Genomic DNA, 15,253 nt, shown 5'->3' with positions numbered 1-15,253 from the left:
GCGTAGCGAGGCCGATCAGGGCCGACCTCGCTTTCGTGCGGTCCAGCTCTGGATAGACGCTACCGCTTGACGGCACTCGAGTGCCGCGCCTGCGCGCGGCGTGTTCGTCCGGCGCTGGTCAACGCCATTGCGCAATTCGATCATGCTGTCCCAGTCCGCCTCCCCGCGCGCGCTCCGGCCGCGTCGCCGGAAGTCTTCGAAGCGGACGATACCGGGTGTGCGCACAGCCAGGAACTCCGCGGGCCCGTCGGCGGCGGCGCCGAAGGCGTGCACGAGGCCAGGCGCAAGCACCACCAGGCCAGCTTTGCTCCGAAAGACTCTGCCAGTCAACTCGTTTCGCGTCATGGTGGGCCGCGAAACGCGAAGACCTCACCGGGCGCGGGGGTGTGCGGTCGCCCAGACTTCGCGCAAGGTGTTGACCGTGACCAGGGTGTAGATCTGGGTCGTGGTCACCGAGGCGTGGCCCAGCAATTCCTGCACCACCCTGACGTCGGCGCCACCGTCGAGCAGATGGGTGGCGAAGGAGTGGCGCAGCGTGTGCGGCGACACCGCCGCCGCGATGCCCGCCCGTTCGGCTGCGGTGTGCAGGACCTGCCAGGCGCTCTGCCGGGACAGCCGGGCGCCGCGGGCATTCAGGAAGAGGGCCCCGGCGTTGCCCTTTCCCCGCGCGGCCAGCACAGGCCGTCCCCGGACCAGGTAGGCGTCCACGGCGGCGAGGGCGGGCCGTCCGATCGGCACCAGGCGCTGTTTCCCGCCCTTGCCGCGCAGCACGACCGACCGTTCCCCGAGGTCGAGATCGTCGACGTCCAATCCGATCGTTTCCGAGATACGGGCGCCGGTGGAATACAGCATTTCCAGCAGCGCGCGGTCGCGCAGGCCGCGCGGGCCGCCGTCGACACCCTCCGCGGGATCTCCCGAGCCACCGCCCGCCGCCTCCAGCAATCGCAGCACCTGGTCGTAGGGCAGCGCCTTGGGCAACCTGCGCCCCGGCGCGGGCGGCTTCACCGCGTGCGCCACGTCGGTGTCGGTCAGCCCCTCCGCGGCAGCGAAGCGATGCCAGCCGCGCACCGCGATCAGCGCGCGGGCCACCGAACTCGCCGCCAGCGGCGGGTGCCCTCGATCGCCCGAGCGCAGCGCCATGGTGAACTCGGCGACATCGGACTCGGCGACCCGGTCGAGCGAACGGATGCCGCGCCCGGACAGGAAATCCAGATAGCGACCGAGGTCACGCCGGTAGGCGCCCAAGGTGTTGGGCGCGACACCGCGCTCGACGGCGAGGTGGTCGAGATAAGCGTCGAGCTCGCGGCCGAGCACGTCCGGTCAGTCTCCGGACTTCGCGGCCGCCTTGCGGCGGAGGAAGGTCGTGGGCTGACCGTCCCAGGGTGCGTCCGGCGGCCGCAACTCGATCCCGCCCGCCCGCGCGGCCGCCAGCGCGAGCACGCCCGCGACCGCCGTGGCGTTGACGATCTCACCGCTCAGCGCCGCGCGGACCGCCGCGTCGACCGGCATGCGGACCACTTCCAGATCCGCCTCCTCGAATTCCGGCTCCGGACGGTCGGTTTCGTACAGACCGCGCGCCAGGTAGACCCGCAGCGCTTCATCGGTGAACCCGGGCGAGAGCGCCACGTCCACCAGCACCGCCCATTCCCTGGCGGCCAACCCGGTTTCCTCGGCCAGCTCACGGCGGGCCGCGAGCAGTGGATCCTCGCCGGGCACGTCGAGCAGACCGGCGGGCAGTTCGAGCAGCCGCCTGCTGATCGGGTGACGATATTGATTGATCAGCACCACATTGCCGTCGTCATCGATCGCGGCCACGGCGACGGCGCCGTGGTGCTCGATCACCTCTCGCTCGACGACCCGGCCGCCCGGCATGCGCACCTGGTCGAGCCGCAGTGCGAGGATCGCGCCGCTGTACACGGTCTCGGTGGAAACTGTCTCGAAGTCGTGGCTGCCCGGCTCGGCAGCGCCCCCGTCGGTCATGCCGCTACGCCTGTTCCGTCGCACCCGCCAGTTCTTCACCCGGGATGTCCACCGGGAGCCGTTCGGCCGCCTTGTATCGCAGTGCCGCCGAGATGAGCGCCGCGAACAGCGGATGCGGGCGCGTGGGGCGACTCTTCAACTCCGGGTGCGCCTGTGTGGCGACGAAGAACGGATGCACGTCGGCGGGCAACTCCACGAACTCGACCAGGTGCCCGTCCGGCGAGGTGCCGCTGAACTTCAACCCGCTCTGCGCGATCTTGTCGCGGTAGGCGTTGTTCACCTCGTAGCGGTGGCGGTGACGCTCGGAGACCTGTTCGCTGCCGTAGGCCTGGGCGACGACCGAGCCCTTCTCCAGCATCGCCGGGTAGGCGCCCAGCCGCATGGTGCCGCCGAGATCGGCCTCGCCGGCCACGGCCTGCTCCTGGTCGGCCATGGTGGAGATGACCGGATGCGGCGTGTCCGGCTCGAACTCGGCCGAGTTGGCCTCCGCCAGCCCCACCCTGCGCGCCGCCTCGATCACGACGCACTGCAACCCCAGGCACAAGCCGAGCAGCGGGATGCCGCGGGTGCGCGCGTAGTGGATCGCGCCGACCTTGCCCTCGATGCCGCGGATACCGAAGCCGCCGGGGATCAGGACGGCGTCCACGTCACGCAGCGCGTGCTGGGCGCCGGAGGCGGTCTCGCACTCGTCGGAGGGCACCCAGCGGATGTTCACCTTGGCGCGCGAGGCGAACCCGCCCGCGCGCAGCGCCTCGGTGACCGAGAGGTAGGCGTCGGGCAGGTCGACGTACTTGCCGACCAGCGCCACCTCGACCGTCTCGCGCGGCGAGTGCACACGGTCGAGCAGATCGCCCCACACGGTCCAGTCCACGTCGCGGAACGGCAGGCCCAGCCTGCGCACCACGTAGGCGTCCAAGCCCTCCCGGTGCAGCACGCGCGGGATGTCGTAGATCGACGGCGCGTCCGGCGTGGAGATGCACGCGTCCACCTCGACGTCGCACATCAGCGCGATCTTGCTCTTCAGCGCCTGCGGGACCTCGCGGTCACAGCGCAGGATCAGCGCGTCGGGCTGGATACCGATATTGCGCAGCGCCGCCACCGAGTGCTGGGTCGGCTTGGTCTTCAGCTCACCGGAGGGCGCGAGGTAGGGCACCAGCGACACGTGCAGGAAGAAGACGTTGTCGCGTCCGACGTCGTGGCGGATCTGGCGGGCGGCCTCGAGGAACGGCTGCGACTCGATGTCGCCGACGGTGCCGCCGATCTCGGTGATCACCACGTCCGGGGTCTGGCCCTGCAGATCCGGGCCGCGCATGGCGAGGATCCGGTTCTTGATCTCGTCGGTGATATGCGGGATCACCTGCACCGTGTCGCCGAGGTACTCGCCGCGGCGCTCCTTGGCGATGACCGACGAATAGATTTGCCCGGTGGTCACATTCGCGTCCCGGGACAGGTCCCGATCGAGGAAACGCTCGTAGTGGCCGACGTCCAGGTCGGTCTCCGCCCCGTCCTCGGTCACGAACACCTCGCCGTGCTGGAAGGGGTTCATCGTGCCGGGATCGACGTTCAAGTACGGGTCGAGTTTCTGCATCGTGACGCGCAGCCCACGCGCCGTCAGCAGCTGACCGAGGCTGGAGGCGGTAAGACCTTTACCCAATGAGGAGGCGACACCACCGCTGACGAAGATGTGCTTCGTGGCCGTTCGCGCCTGAATCCGTGTTTGACCCACGGGTCTTCACGGTAACACGAATCCGCCCGTCCGTTCGAATGCCGCGCACGTTTGCCCGCCGATCGCCGGAACGGCGATCAGAGCACTCGGAGCCGAAGTGTGAGCCGGGTCGCGTCCCGGCATCCTCCGGAGGCCCGTCGGCGGCCTCGCGGCAGGTCAGCCGGGAACGGCGGCCAGAGTGAGCGCGGTGGCCTTGGCGCCGGTGCCGTAGCGTCCTGCGCCACCGTTGAGCTGCTCACCGAGCGCAAGCACGGTCGTGACCCGGCCGAGTTCCCGCTCGAGATTGTCGACGGTGCTCACCTGGGCCGCGAGCGCGGCGTCGGCGCGTACCACGGCGATCGGCCCCTGCTGGTCGGCGGCGCCCGCGCGGCCCGCGAGGACCACGCCCGCACCGCGGCCACGCAGGGCGCCCGCGAAACGCGCGCTGTTGGCGCCCACGCCGTTCTCGGCGGCAGCGACGCCGTTGCCGGTGATCACGACCGCGAGCTGCGCGGGCCGCACCGGCGTTTCGCCGTAGGCGAGGAAGCCGCCGCCGCGCAGAGTCTCCAGGACCAGCCCGAGTTCCTCCGGGGTGCTCCGGGTTTGCCCGGTGGCCGGGTCGAGCAGGAGCACCAGGCCGAGCAGATCACCGGCCATACTGCCCTGATCCACCGCGCCGGTCCGCAGCTGCGCCCCGGCCGGGATGACGTTCGTGACGGCCGAGCGCATCCGGTCGCCCTCGGTGGCGTCGACGAACGCCTCGGTGAGCGCGATCCGGCCGGTGACGCCCGCGCCGGCGACCTCGAGCGCCTTGTTCACCGCGTCGACGTCTCCGGGATCGGCGTCCGGGGTCGTGAACACGACGACGCTGCGGTCGGTGAGCGCGCCGCCGAGAATGCGGCCCGACGACCCGGCGATGAACCGATCGGCGGCCACGGCCTGCTCGCCGAGCCGCCGGTTCTGCTCGGTCAGGACGTCGACCTGCTGGCGCAGGTCGGACTTGTCCGCCCGCAAGGCCGACAGCAGGTCGGCCGCGAGCGTCTGGGATCCGAGCACCACACCGACCGCGAGCGCGAGGAAGATCCCGACGATCGAGACGGCGTGCTGGCGCAGCGAAATCATCGTTCTCCTCAGAATTCCAACGATCCGGCTTGCCCCTGCGCCCATCGCGCGAGGCGGTTCCAGGCGTCCACGCCCCAATCCACGATGTCCCCGCCGCTGTTGGACGCCAGCAACACGACGATCACCGCGACCAGCGCGGCGAGCACCACCAGCGCGACGGCGACTCCGGACACGCGATTGCGGTACAGGGTGGCCACCGCCTGCGCGTCCATCAGCTTCGTACCGACCTTGAGCCGGGTGAGGAAGGTGGCCGGATTGCTGTCGCGACGGCCGCGGTCGAAGAAGTCGTCGAGCGAGGCGGGCGCTCCCGCGGTGACAATCAGCGCGGCGCCGTGATGGTCGGCCAGCAGCAGCGCCAGATCGGCGGCCGAGCCCGAGGAGGGGAAGGTCGTCGCGCCGATGCCGAGATCCTGGATGCGTTCGAGTCCCTTGGCATGTCCGTCGGTGTCGGCGGGCAGGATCACCTCGGCGCCGCATTTCATGGTGGCGCTGGTGATCTCCTCGGGGTCGCCCACGATGACGTCGGGCCGGTATCCCCGCCTGCGCAGGGTGTCGGCGCCACGGCCGACGCCGATCAGGATCGGGGTGTACTCCTTGATGAACGGCTTGAGCCGCTGCAGATCCTCGGCGTGCTCCGGGCCGTCGGCGACGACCACCACGTGCCGGTGCTTCATCACCAGATCCAGCTCCGGAACGCCGAACCCGTCGATGAGCAGTGCGCTCTCGGTACGGATGAACTCGATGGTGTTGCCCGCGAACGCCTCGAGGTGATCGGCCAGGCCGTTGCGCGCCTCCAGCATGCGCTCGGCGATGGCGGTCTCGGTGAGTTCGATGCCCTCGACGAGGACCTCCGGCTCCTTCTTGATCAGCTTGTCGGCGTAGACCACACCGCCGACGACGCGGACCTTGACACCGTCCTTGATCTTCTTGAACGCATCCGAGCTCACCGTGTCCAGCAGCAGGATCCCGTGGGCCACGAGCGCCTCGGGGCCGAGGTTCGGGTAGCGACCGGAGATGGACGGCGAGGTGTTGATCACCGCGCCGACGCGGGCCTCGACCAACCGGTCGGCGGTCATCCGGTCGAGGTCCATCTCGTCGAGGACGACGATGTCGCCCAGTCCGACCCGGCCGAGCAGCCGCCGGGTGTTGCGGTCGACCCTGGCCGTCCCGATCAGACCAGGCAGCGTTTCGGTGTTTCGCGACAACAGCGCCGGCATCCTCATGGGGCGATGATGAGCGCAAACTCTCAACCATTGATGGAGGCGCGCCGTCGCACCGAGCGCATGAGGCCTCTGCGTTACCTATTGGCAATCCGATCAGCACCCTCGCTCACACTCACACGGAAGACGCCCACATCCATCAGGGCAGATCACTCCCTTGGAAACCTCGGTCGCCACCCGCGAACGTGCCAACTTATGCGAGATGAGACCTGACCTCCGAAGAAACACCAGGATCAGCAATCAGGGCGCGAATGTTTTGTCGATCCGCTTTGACGCAAATAAACCCTCCTCTCCAGCAGACAGCGAATCCAGCGCTACCCATGCGCGACATGCGGGCCGGATCAGGTCAGATTGCCGTCGTCGCAGAGACTTGCCGAGCGCCACGACTTCGCCGGACCGGTCGCGCCCGGGTCGAAGCGCCACTGCTCGATCGGAGCGGCGGGCTTCCAGGACATGGTGCCGTCCCGATGGGTGACCACCTGGTAGACATCCTCGGCGCCTTCGACGAGCTGGCTCCCCACGCAATAGTCGTTGTACGCCGTTCCCGGCTGCCGGGCTCCCGCGCTGAACCGGCCGGCCGGATCCTGCGCCGCGCCCGGATTGGGCACCGTGCTCGGCTCGCTCACGACCGCACCGCGGAACCAGTACGGCGCGCCCCGCTCGTCCGTGCCGCACCGGAAGCTCCAACCACCGGCGGCGATCGAGTTCCCCTGCCCATGAGCGGCGCCCGCCCACAGGCAGTCCGCACTCGCGTTGCCCCCGGTCGCCGCGGCCGTAGCGGATCCGAACACCGATCCGGCCGAAGCCACGGCGCCGATCACCAGCAGCCGAACGAGTTTCCATCCCCGCGTTTCGGCGCAGCCGCCGACAGCTCGTGTCTCGATCATCGATCAGCACCACTTCGCCTGTGGGCGGCACACGGTCCAGCCATTGCCGTCCGGCCGCTGCGTGCGCGTCCACGCCGATTCCCCGGCGCCGTTTCCGGCACTGCTCTCATCCGGACGGGGCTTGTTCCTCCGGTGATACTCGCGCAGCGCATGCTGATGCTCGTTCTGCCGCAGTGGATTCGGATCGGAGTGCTGATATCCGAACGGATCGATCGCGTGCCACCCCGTAGAGTCGCCGTGCGAACCCGAACGACCGGAGTGGTCGGAGCCGGACAACGACTCGGCGGCCGCCCCGCCCGCCGCGGCCACCGTCCCCGCGGCGAGACCGGCGACGATCAGCGCGAATGCCCTCTTCGATGATTTCCGGCCGCGCCCGGACACCAGTCCGGAGCGCCGCGCTTCGCCCGTCCTGATCCTTGCTGGGAGAACGCTGCACATGATGGCCCCTTCGCCTCGGTGCTTCCCGCTATCCGGCGGAATTCATCCGCCGTTCATCTACTGAGTTTCATAGTAGATCAGAAATCGGACATTGCGGACATCAATCGGGCGCGACGCTGAGGGCGACTTCGAAATGCCTTGATCGAGACCCTGTTTGCCGAATCGAAGCACCCTCGGGCGCGTACACTCTCAACCGCAGCCGACAACGAGCACCGCACTATTACCCGTCGTTTCACGGATGCCATCCGTAGTTCGACAGACCGTTTCCGTGACGACCGCCGCTCCCTCACACCGACCTCGGCTCCAGACGCCTCCGCCGCACCGGCTCGGTAGAGCCGACCACGCGGGCGGCTCGCCGCCGATTGTGATGCGGACGACACGATCACCGAGCCGCGCCCGCAGTAGCTATATGCTGCCGGTCACACGTAACTGGAAGAGGAGATTTCATGGCCAGCACCACCGTCGACGCCGTCATCGCCGCCCCGCGCGAGGTCGTGTACCGGCTCTTCGCCGACCGCGAGAGCATCAGCCCCTACATCCCGGTCCAGGTCAAGCTGATCAAGCCCGGCCTGACCGAGCGAGAAGGCGTCGGCGCGCAGCACCTGATCGGCCTCGGCCCCGTCGGCGTCACCGAGGAGATCACCAACCTCGTGCCCGGTGAGCGGATGGAGTACAAGATCGTCAAGGGCGCGCCGGTGAAGCGGCACGTCGGCATCGTCACCTTCGCCGACGCCGACAACGGCACCCTGGTCTCCTACACCATGGAATCGGACCCGTCGCTGCCGGTGCCCGCGAAGGTGCTGGAATTCGGCCTCAAGAACCTGATCGGCACGTTCATCAAGGGTGCGCAGAAGGCGGTGCGCTGACCGGCGAGCTCAGCGCGCGGCCACCTCGGCGCCCGCCTTCTCGGCGCGCGCCGTCGCCAGCAGTTCCTCCGCGTGCGCGCGGCCGGTCTCGGTGTCGTCGAGACCGGCCAGCATGCGCGCCAGCTCGACCACCCGCTCGTCATTGGTGAGAGCCCGGACGCCGCTGTTGACGGCGCCCTTGCCGTCGTCGGATTTGTCGACCACGAGGTGGGTGTCGGCGAACGCCGCGACCTGCGGCAGATGCGTCACCACGATGACCTGATGGGTGCGCGCCAGCCGGGCCAGCCTGCGGCCGATCTCCACCGCGGCTCGCCCGCCGACGCCCGCGTCGACCTCGTCGAACACCATGGTCGCTCCGTGATCGGAACCGGCGAGCACCACTTCCAGCGCCAGCATCACGCGCGACAGTTCACCACCCGACGCGCTCTTGCTCAGCGGCAACGACTGCGCGCCGGAATGCGCCGCCAGCCGGAACTCGGCCTCATCGGTGCCCGTGGCGCCCGCGTGCAATTCCCGGCCGTCGATGGTGAGCGGCGCCGAGTCCTGCGCTCCCGCGAGCAACGGCCGCACCTCGACCTCGAGACGCGCCTTGCCCATCGCCAGGCCGCCCAGTTCGGCGCTCACCGCGGCCGCCAGCTTCCCCGCCGCTTTGCTCCGCGCCGCGCTCAGCTTCTTCGCCGCCTCCCGCACCCGTTCGGCGGCGGTGTCCACTTCGGCGGCCAGTTTGCCCAGTGCCTCCTCGGAGACGTCGAGCGAGCCGAGCCGGGTGCGCGCCTCCTCCGCCCAGGCCAGCACACCGTCGATGTCGGGTGCGTACTTGCGGGTCAGCGTCTTCAATTCGGCCTGCCTGGTGAGCAGTGAATCCAGCGCTCCCGGATCGGACGGCAGGTCCGAAAGATATCCGCTCAGGTCGGTGGTCACGTCCACCACCACGGCGATGGCCTCGGCCAGGCGCGGCGCGAGCGCGACCAGCGCCGGGTCGTCGGCGGCTTCGATGCGGGCGCGCGCGGCGCCGAGCGCTTCCAGGGCGCCGGAACCGTCTTCGGGCGCTTCGGCAGGGCCGGCCAGGGCGTCGTGCGCGGTGGCCGCCGCCTCCCGCAGCGAATCCAGATCGCTCAGCCTGCGCACCTCGTCGACGATGCGCACGTCTTCGCCGGGTTCGGGCGCGATGGCGTCGATTTCCTTCAACGAGTGCTCGAGCCGCTCGGCCTCGAGGGCCAATTCCCTGCTGCGCGCGGTTCGTTCGAGCAGCTCGGTGCGGGCGTCGAGCCATGATCGGCGCAGCACCTGGTATTTGCGCAGCAGAGCGCCCACGGCGTCGCCCGCGAACTGGTCCAGCGCCGACAACTGCTGGTCGGGGCGCTGCAAACGCAGCTGATCGTTCTGGCCGTGCACGGTCAGCACAGGCGCGGTGAAATCGGCGAGCACCGAGGCGGGGACGCCGCGGCCACCGAGATGCGCGCGGGAGCGCCCATCGCTGCCGACCGTGCGGATCGCGATGACGCTGCCGTCGTCGTCCTGCTCGGCCGCGGCCGCTTCCAGCACCCGTGTGACCTCGGCGCGCGCGGCGTCGTTGACGTCGTCGATGGTGAACCGGCCCTCCACCACGGCGCGGGAGGCGCCGAGCCGGACCCGGCCCGCATCCGCGCGGGCACCGCTGAGCAGATGAAGGCTGGTCACCACCATGGTCTTGCCCGCGCCGGTCTCGCCGGTCAGGCAGGTCAGTCCCGCATGGAACTGCGCGGTCGCGGTGGAAATGACGCCAAGCCCGTCAATCCTGATCTCTGTCAGCACTTGTGCTCTCCGTTCGCCGTCGGCCACGCCAGCCTGTCACGGGCAATTGGAACTTGCGCACCATCCGGTCGGCGAACGGTGCGGAGTCCAGCCGCACCCAGCGCACCGGTCGGGCGCCGCGAACCGCCTCGACCCGGCCACCGCTGGGGAGTGCGAGCGTGCGCCTGCCGTCCAGGAAAACTATCGCATCGTGTCCGGTCGCCACAGACTCGACCGCGATACGCGAATCCGGGCTGGTCACCAGCGGCCGCGCGAACAGGGCGTGGGCATTGCTCGGAATCACCAGCAAGGCTTCGAGTTCCGGCCACACCACCGGACCGCCCGCGGAGAAGGCGTAGGCGGTCGACCCGGTCGGCGTCGAAACGAGGATGCCGTCACAGCCGAACGACGACACCGGGCGGCCGTCGACTTCCAGCACTACTTCGAGTACGCCCATGCGCGAGGCATTTTCGATGCTCGCCTCGTTCAGCGCCCAACCGCTCTCGACCACCTCGTCCTCGACCCGGACGGTGACATCGATGGTCATCCGATGCTCGATGGTGTAATCGTGACGCACCACCTGTGCGAGCGCCTCGTCCAAGTTCTCGGCCTCGGCTTCGGTGAGAAACCCGATGCGGCCGAGGTTGATTCCCAGCACCGGCACCCCCGCCGGGCGCGCCAGTTCGGCCGCGCGCAGGAACGTTCCGTCGCCGCCGAGCACGAGCACCATCTCGCAGCCGACCGCCGCGTCCGGGCTGTGCTCGACCACGCGCACGGGGTAGCCGCCCGGCTCGGCGGCGAAGCGCGTGCTGTCCGCCTCGTCGGCGAGCACGCGCAGGCAGATGCCCGCGTCCGCGAAGATCTTCGCCACCCGGTGGGCGGTCTCGATGATCTCCGCGCGGCCGGGGTGTGAGACCAGCAAGATCTCCCTGCCGCAGGGTTGGGCCGGCGCGTTCACTGTGGACCCTCCTCAACCGCACGCTCGACCAGCGCGGCGACCTGTTCGACGTCGTATTCGAACGGCCCGTCGTTGCGCAGCCACAAGAAGTATTCGACATTGCCGGACGGACCCGGCAACGGGCTCGCCACGACGCCGGCGGTCCGCATGCCCAGCTCCGCGGCCGCCGCCGCCACCGTGCGCACCGCGTCGGCGCGCAACGCGGGATCACGCACCACGCCGCCGGAGCCGACCCGTTCCTTGCCGACCTCGAACTGCGGTTTCACCATGGGCAGCAGATCGGCGCCGGGCGCCGCGCAGGCGGCCAGCGCGGGCAGCACCAGGCTCAGCGAAATGAAGGACAGGTCGCTCACCACCACTTCGACCGTGCCGCCGATGGTTTCGGGCGTCAGGGTGCGCACGTTGGTGCGGTCGAACACCCGGACCCGCTCGTCGGTGCGCAGGCGCCACACCAGCTGGCCGTAGCCGACGTCGACGGCGACGACCTCCCGTGCTCGCCCGGCCAGCAGGACGTCGGTGAAACCGCCGGTGGAGGCGCCCGCGTCCAGGCAGCGCTTGCCCGCCACCGACAACCCGTCCGGCTCGAACCGCTCCAGTGCGCCGAGCAGTTTGTGCGCGCCGCGCGAGGCCCAGGACACCTCGTCGGGCTCCTCGCGGACCACCAGCGGCGTGCCCGCCTCCACCGCGGTCGCCGCTTTCACCGCGACCGTTCCAGCTATCAGGACGCGGCCCGCGCCGATCAGCTCGACCGCGTGTTCTCGCGATCGCGCCAACCCGCGGCGAACCAGTTCCGCGTCCACCCGTGCGCGCCTGGCCACCTCAGATCTTGTCCACCGTGGCCAGTGCCTGCACCAGCACGTCATGGGCCTGCTCCAGGATGCGAGCGCGGCGGGTGATGTCGACGCCTGCCTCGGCACTGTCGGTCGCCGGCGCGGCCCTGCCGGGCCGGTCGAGTTCGGCGAGCAGGCTGTCGACCTCGCCACGGATTCGATCCGGGTCGGCAGGCTCCGGACGGCCTTGCGTACCCGGCAGGTGCTGACCGGGCAGCGGGACCCCGGGGCGGGGATCTTGCCCATCGGCGGAGCCGGGACCGTTCGGACGAGGTGTAGGACTAGTCATCGTGGCGTCAACGCTATCGGATTTCCGAATCGGACGCGCGGACCGTCACAGCTCGTCCCGGGTTCCGCCGCAGCATCTCGCCGAGGTCGGCTTCCGGCTCGGCGGCTACGGCCGCGTGGTTGAGAGCGTCGAGCGAGTCGGCGACATAGGTCGGGATCTGCCCATCCGGTGCCTTGCGCAGTTCATCGATTGTGCTGACACCGGTCAGCACCAGCAACGAGTCGAGGCCGACCCGGTTGGCGCCCTCGATATCGGTGTCCAGCCGGTCGCCCACCACCAGGGCGGAACGGGAACCGGCCCGGACGAGCGCGTCCTCCAGCAGGGGCGCGTACGGCTTGCCCGCGACGATCGGCTCCCGATCGGAGGCGGCGCGCAGCGCGGCGACCATCGCGCCGTTGCCCGGCGCGAGGCCGCGTTCGTTCGGCAATGTCCGGTCGGTGTTCGCCGCGACCCACAGTGCGTCCGTGCGCAGGGCGTAGGTGGCTTCGGCGAGGTCCGGCCACGCCGTGTGCGGTGAATGTCCTTGCACCACAGCGGCGGGCGCGTCACCGTCGGAGCGCCGGATCGGTCGCAAGCCGACAGCCTGCACCTCGGCGGCCAAGTCGTCGGTGCCGACGACCAGGACCGGCGCGCCACGGTCGAGCCGCTCGGCCAGCAACCGCGCCGCCGCCTGTGCGCTGGTCACCACGTCGTCGGCAGTCGCGGCGAAGCCGAGTTCGGACAGATGCGCGGCCACGACCTGCGGACCACGGCTGGCATTGTTCGTGACGTACACCAATCGCCTGCCCGCCTGCCCATCCGCGGCGAGTGCCTCCGGCGCTCCCTCGATCACCTCGTGCCCGCGATACAGCGTGCCGTCCAGGTCGAGCAGCAGGGCTCGGTAGCGATCTCGTAGTCGCTTCACACCACTCTCACTCCGTGTCACCGATCGGCCGCGCCGACCCATCACCGCCGGGCCCTCCGGCAGCCCATCCGCTCGGCAGATCCGAGACACTCGACACTACGCCCACGCGCGGGCCGGACAGACGTGGCGTCAGCCACTCAGGCCGCACCGGATCCCAAGCGCGCCAGCATAGATCCGCAGATCACGAGTTCATGAGCGGGGCCACCGCGATGATCCGATCGGCCCTGCTCGCCACATGCCCGCGACCGCGGCGACATTCGCGCAGGGGCAGGCTCCCGGCCGCATCTCGAACCATCTGTCCACGTGCCTGGCAGGATGATCCCGAGGGCTTTGACGAAGCCGACACTCGCGTGGCCGGTCCATCCACCGCTGGGGGACTCGGCCAGTTTCTGTTTCGGCACGAACGTTTGGTGATGCCCCCGGCCAGAGCGACCGCGGCCAGCAGTCCGCCGCGATCCACAAAGTGAGTTCATGGGGCACTCCTCGCACTGGGCGTGGGCGACCGTCCTCGGGAGCCGCCCACCCCACGGGGCGCGGCCACCGCGATCGGCGACAGGTTCAGATGTCGCTGTCGCCCGTGAGTTCGGCGGCGCGTTCTTCGGCGTCCGTGTCTCCGTCGAGGTCGGCCGAGGCGGCGTTGAGGAACCAGGTGAGGCCCTCGTCGGTGCGGCCCGCGGCGACGAGGGCGTCGGCGTAGGCGTAGAAGAGGCGGGCCGCGGCAGAGCCGGTCCTGGACGGGTCGAGATCCGACGTCTGCAAGGTCACGACGGCTTGGTCGTACTGGCCGAGGTCCATTCGTGCGCCCGCGACGACCATACGCAGTTCGGTGGCATCGTCACCGCGCAGGGCGCGCGCCTCATCGCTGCGACCGAGCTCGATAGCGCGTTCGGGACGGCCCAAGCCACGCTCGCAGTCGGCCATGACGGCCAGCAGCCCGGAACCACCGGACATCCGGCGCGCCGTGCGCAGCTCCGACAAGGCCTCCGCCCATTCGCCCGCGTGGTACGCCACCACTCCCGCGGTCTCGCGGACAACCGCGATCCGCCCGGCCCGCTGCCGCGCGGCCCTGGCATGGGCGAGAGCGAGGCCGGGATCGTCGTCGACGAGGCGCACCGCCATCACCAAGTGCCGGGCGACCGTCTCCGCGTTCCCCTTGTCCAAACTGAGCAGGTCCCGCCGCACGGCGGAATCGAGATCGGCGGCCTGCACCTCGTCCGGCAGATCGGGTTCCTCCGGCCGCGGCGGACGACGGTCGAGGGGACGGCCCCCACCGACATGGGCGCCTTCGCCGCCACGGCGGCGATCCGGCGAAGAGTCGTCGCGCGGTGTCCGATCCCCGCGATCCGCGCCGCCGCGCTGCCCCGCGCGATCCGGTCCCTGGCCACGTCGATCGTCATCGCGGCGCTGGAATCCGGACGCGCCGCGCCGCGCCGCGTCACCACGCTCGCCGGAATCGCCACGACGCTTGAACCCGCCACGCTCGCCCGGTTCATCGCGACGGGCATCGCCTCGATCGCCGAAATCGTCCCGGCGACGGGGGAATCCACCACGGGAATCGCCACGATCGGATCCGCCGCGCGTGCCGGACTCGCCGCCGGGGCGGAATCCGCCCCGCGAGTCGTCGCGCCGCTCTCCGGAATCACTCCGACGTTTGAAGCCGCCGCGTTCACCGGAGCCCTCGGAGCGCTTGAATCCGCCCCGATCGCCCGATCCGCCTCGGCCTGCGGAACCGCCACGATCCGCGGACTCGTCGCGCCGCTGGAAACCACCGCGCTCGGTTGCGTCGCCGCCGCGCCGGAAGCCACCGGTGTCACCACTCCGGTCGCCGGAGTCCTGACGCTTGAACCCGCCGCGCTCGCCCGATCCGCCGCGCTGGTCGGAACCGCCACTGTCGCCGCGGCGGTTGAACCCACCGGAACTCTCGCGTCGCTGGTAACCGCCTCGGTCGGACGTATTGTCGCGGGAGCCACCCGAGTCACCGCGGCGACCGAAGCCCCCGCGTTCCCCCGAGTCACCGCGACGGTCGAACCCGCCGCCGCGCCGGCTCGCATCCTGCTGGTTGTCATCTCGCCGGCCGGACCCGGAGTCGGGAGCGCCGCGCCGGAAGGGCTTCCGATCGTCATTTTGTTCCGGCACGGTGCTCCCTTTCTTGGTATCGCGAAAGTCTGTATCCCACGAATTCAATCACGTACCCGTCGTGGGGCGCGGGGTACGGCAAGTTCGCCGGAGCACCGTTTGGTGCTCAAACGCCGATAGGGGACCCAGATTCTGGGTCCCCTAT

Annotated in this window: 13 protein-coding genes and 1 pseudogene; 1 reads left to right on the top strand and 13 read right to left on the bottom strand. The window is 70.0% G+C overall.

What is annotated here, in order from left to right; genetic code table 11:
* Positions 1–369: 369 nt before the first annotated feature.
* From xerD to NG1_RS31780, 7 genes are all read right to left on the bottom strand, one after another.
* Positions 370–1,314 carry a site-specific tyrosine recombinase XerD gene (xerD, locus tag NG1_RS31810; protein ID WP_062977097.1) on the bottom strand — a complete coding sequence of 315 codons (945 nt, stop codon included), beginning with the start codon at positions 1,312–1,314 and terminating at the stop codon, positions 370–372.
* Positions 1,315–1,320: 6 nt separating this feature from the next.
* On the bottom strand, positions 1,321–1,980 hold the full coding sequence (locus tag NG1_RS31805; protein WP_062977095.1) for an NUDIX domain-containing protein: 660 nt from the start codon (positions 1,978–1,980) through the stop codon (positions 1,321–1,323).
* A gap of 4 nt (positions 1,981–1,984) precedes the next feature.
* Complete coding sequence (gene pyrG / locus NG1_RS31800) at positions 1,985–3,706, bottom strand: CTP synthase (protein ID WP_062977093.1); 1,722 nt, start codon at positions 3,704–3,706, stop codon at positions 1,985–1,987.
* A 156-nt stretch (positions 3,707–3,862) separates the two neighbouring features.
* Complete coding sequence (locus NG1_RS31795; RefSeq protein WP_157114362.1) at positions 3,863–4,807, bottom strand: copper transporter; 945 nt, start codon at positions 4,805–4,807, stop codon at positions 3,863–3,865.
* Positions 4,808–4,815: 8 nt separating this feature from the next.
* Complete coding sequence (gene steA / locus NG1_RS31790; RefSeq protein ID WP_062977089.1) at positions 4,816–6,030, bottom strand: putative cytokinetic ring protein SteA; 1,215 nt, start codon at positions 6,028–6,030, stop codon at positions 4,816–4,818.
* Positions 6,031–6,368: 338 nt separating this feature from the next.
* Positions 6,369–6,914 (bottom strand): hypothetical protein, encoded by a 546-nt coding sequence (locus NG1_RS31785; protein WP_062977087.1) that lies wholly within the window; start codon positions 6,912–6,914, stop codon positions 6,369–6,371.
* Positions 6,915–6,917: 3 nt separating this feature from the next.
* Positions 6,918–7,352, bottom strand: coding sequence for a hypothetical protein (locus tag NG1_RS31780; RefSeq protein WP_157114361.1), 435 nt, complete (start codon positions 7,350–7,352; stop codon positions 6,918–6,920).
* A 446-nt stretch (positions 7,353–7,798) separates the two neighbouring features.
* On the opposite strand from NG1_RS31780, the gene NG1_RS31775 reads away from it, so the two are divergent.
* Positions 7,799–8,218, top strand: a complete 420-nt coding sequence (locus NG1_RS31775; RefSeq protein WP_062977083.1) for an SRPBCC family protein — start codon at positions 7,799–7,801, stop codon at positions 8,216–8,218.
* Between the two features lie 9 nt (positions 8,219–8,227).
* On the opposite strand, the gene recN is transcribed toward NG1_RS31775, so the two are convergent.
* The 6 genes and pseudogenes from recN to NG1_RS31745 form a co-directional block, all read right to left on the bottom strand.
* On the bottom strand, positions 8,228–10,012 hold the full coding sequence (gene recN, locus NG1_RS31770) for a DNA repair protein RecN (RefSeq protein WP_062977081.1): 1,785 nt from the start codon (positions 10,010–10,012) through the stop codon (positions 8,228–8,230).
* Entirely contained in the window at positions 9,990–10,949 is a 960-nt protein-coding gene (locus NG1_RS31765; protein ID WP_062977136.1) for an NAD kinase, read from the bottom strand. The genes recN and NG1_RS31765 overlap by 23 nt, the downstream gene beginning before the upstream one ends.
* Positions 10,946–11,767, bottom strand: coding sequence for a TlyA family RNA methyltransferase (locus NG1_RS31760; RefSeq protein ID WP_062977078.1), 822 nt, complete (start codon positions 11,765–11,767; stop codon positions 10,946–10,948). Before NG1_RS31760 ends, NG1_RS31765 begins: the two co-directional genes overlap by 4 nt.
* A 1-nt stretch (position 11,768) precedes the next feature.
* Positions 11,769–12,068, bottom strand: a complete 300-nt coding sequence (locus NG1_RS31755) for a hypothetical protein (RefSeq protein WP_084499348.1) — start codon at positions 12,066–12,068, stop codon at positions 11,769–11,771.
* Between the two features lie 13 nt (positions 12,069–12,081).
* On the bottom strand, positions 12,082–12,972 hold the full coding sequence (locus NG1_RS31750; RefSeq protein WP_062977076.1) for an HAD-IIA family hydrolase: 891 nt from the start codon (positions 12,970–12,972) through the stop codon (positions 12,082–12,084).
* A 558-nt stretch (positions 12,973–13,530) separates the two neighbouring features.
* Positions 13,531–14,595: pseudogene (locus tag NG1_RS31745) on the bottom strand (tetratricopeptide repeat protein); the annotation flags it as partial.
* Positions 14,596–15,253: the final 658 nt, after the last annotated feature.

Source organism: Nocardia gamkensis NBRC 108242, from assembly GCF_001612985.1.
In the GTDB taxonomy this organism is placed as follows: domain Bacteria; phylum Actinomycetota; class Actinomycetes; order Mycobacteriales; family Mycobacteriaceae; genus Nocardia; species Nocardia gamkensis.
Note: the sequence above shows the minus strand (reverse complement) of the source record. Positions and strands in the feature narration are given on the sequence as shown.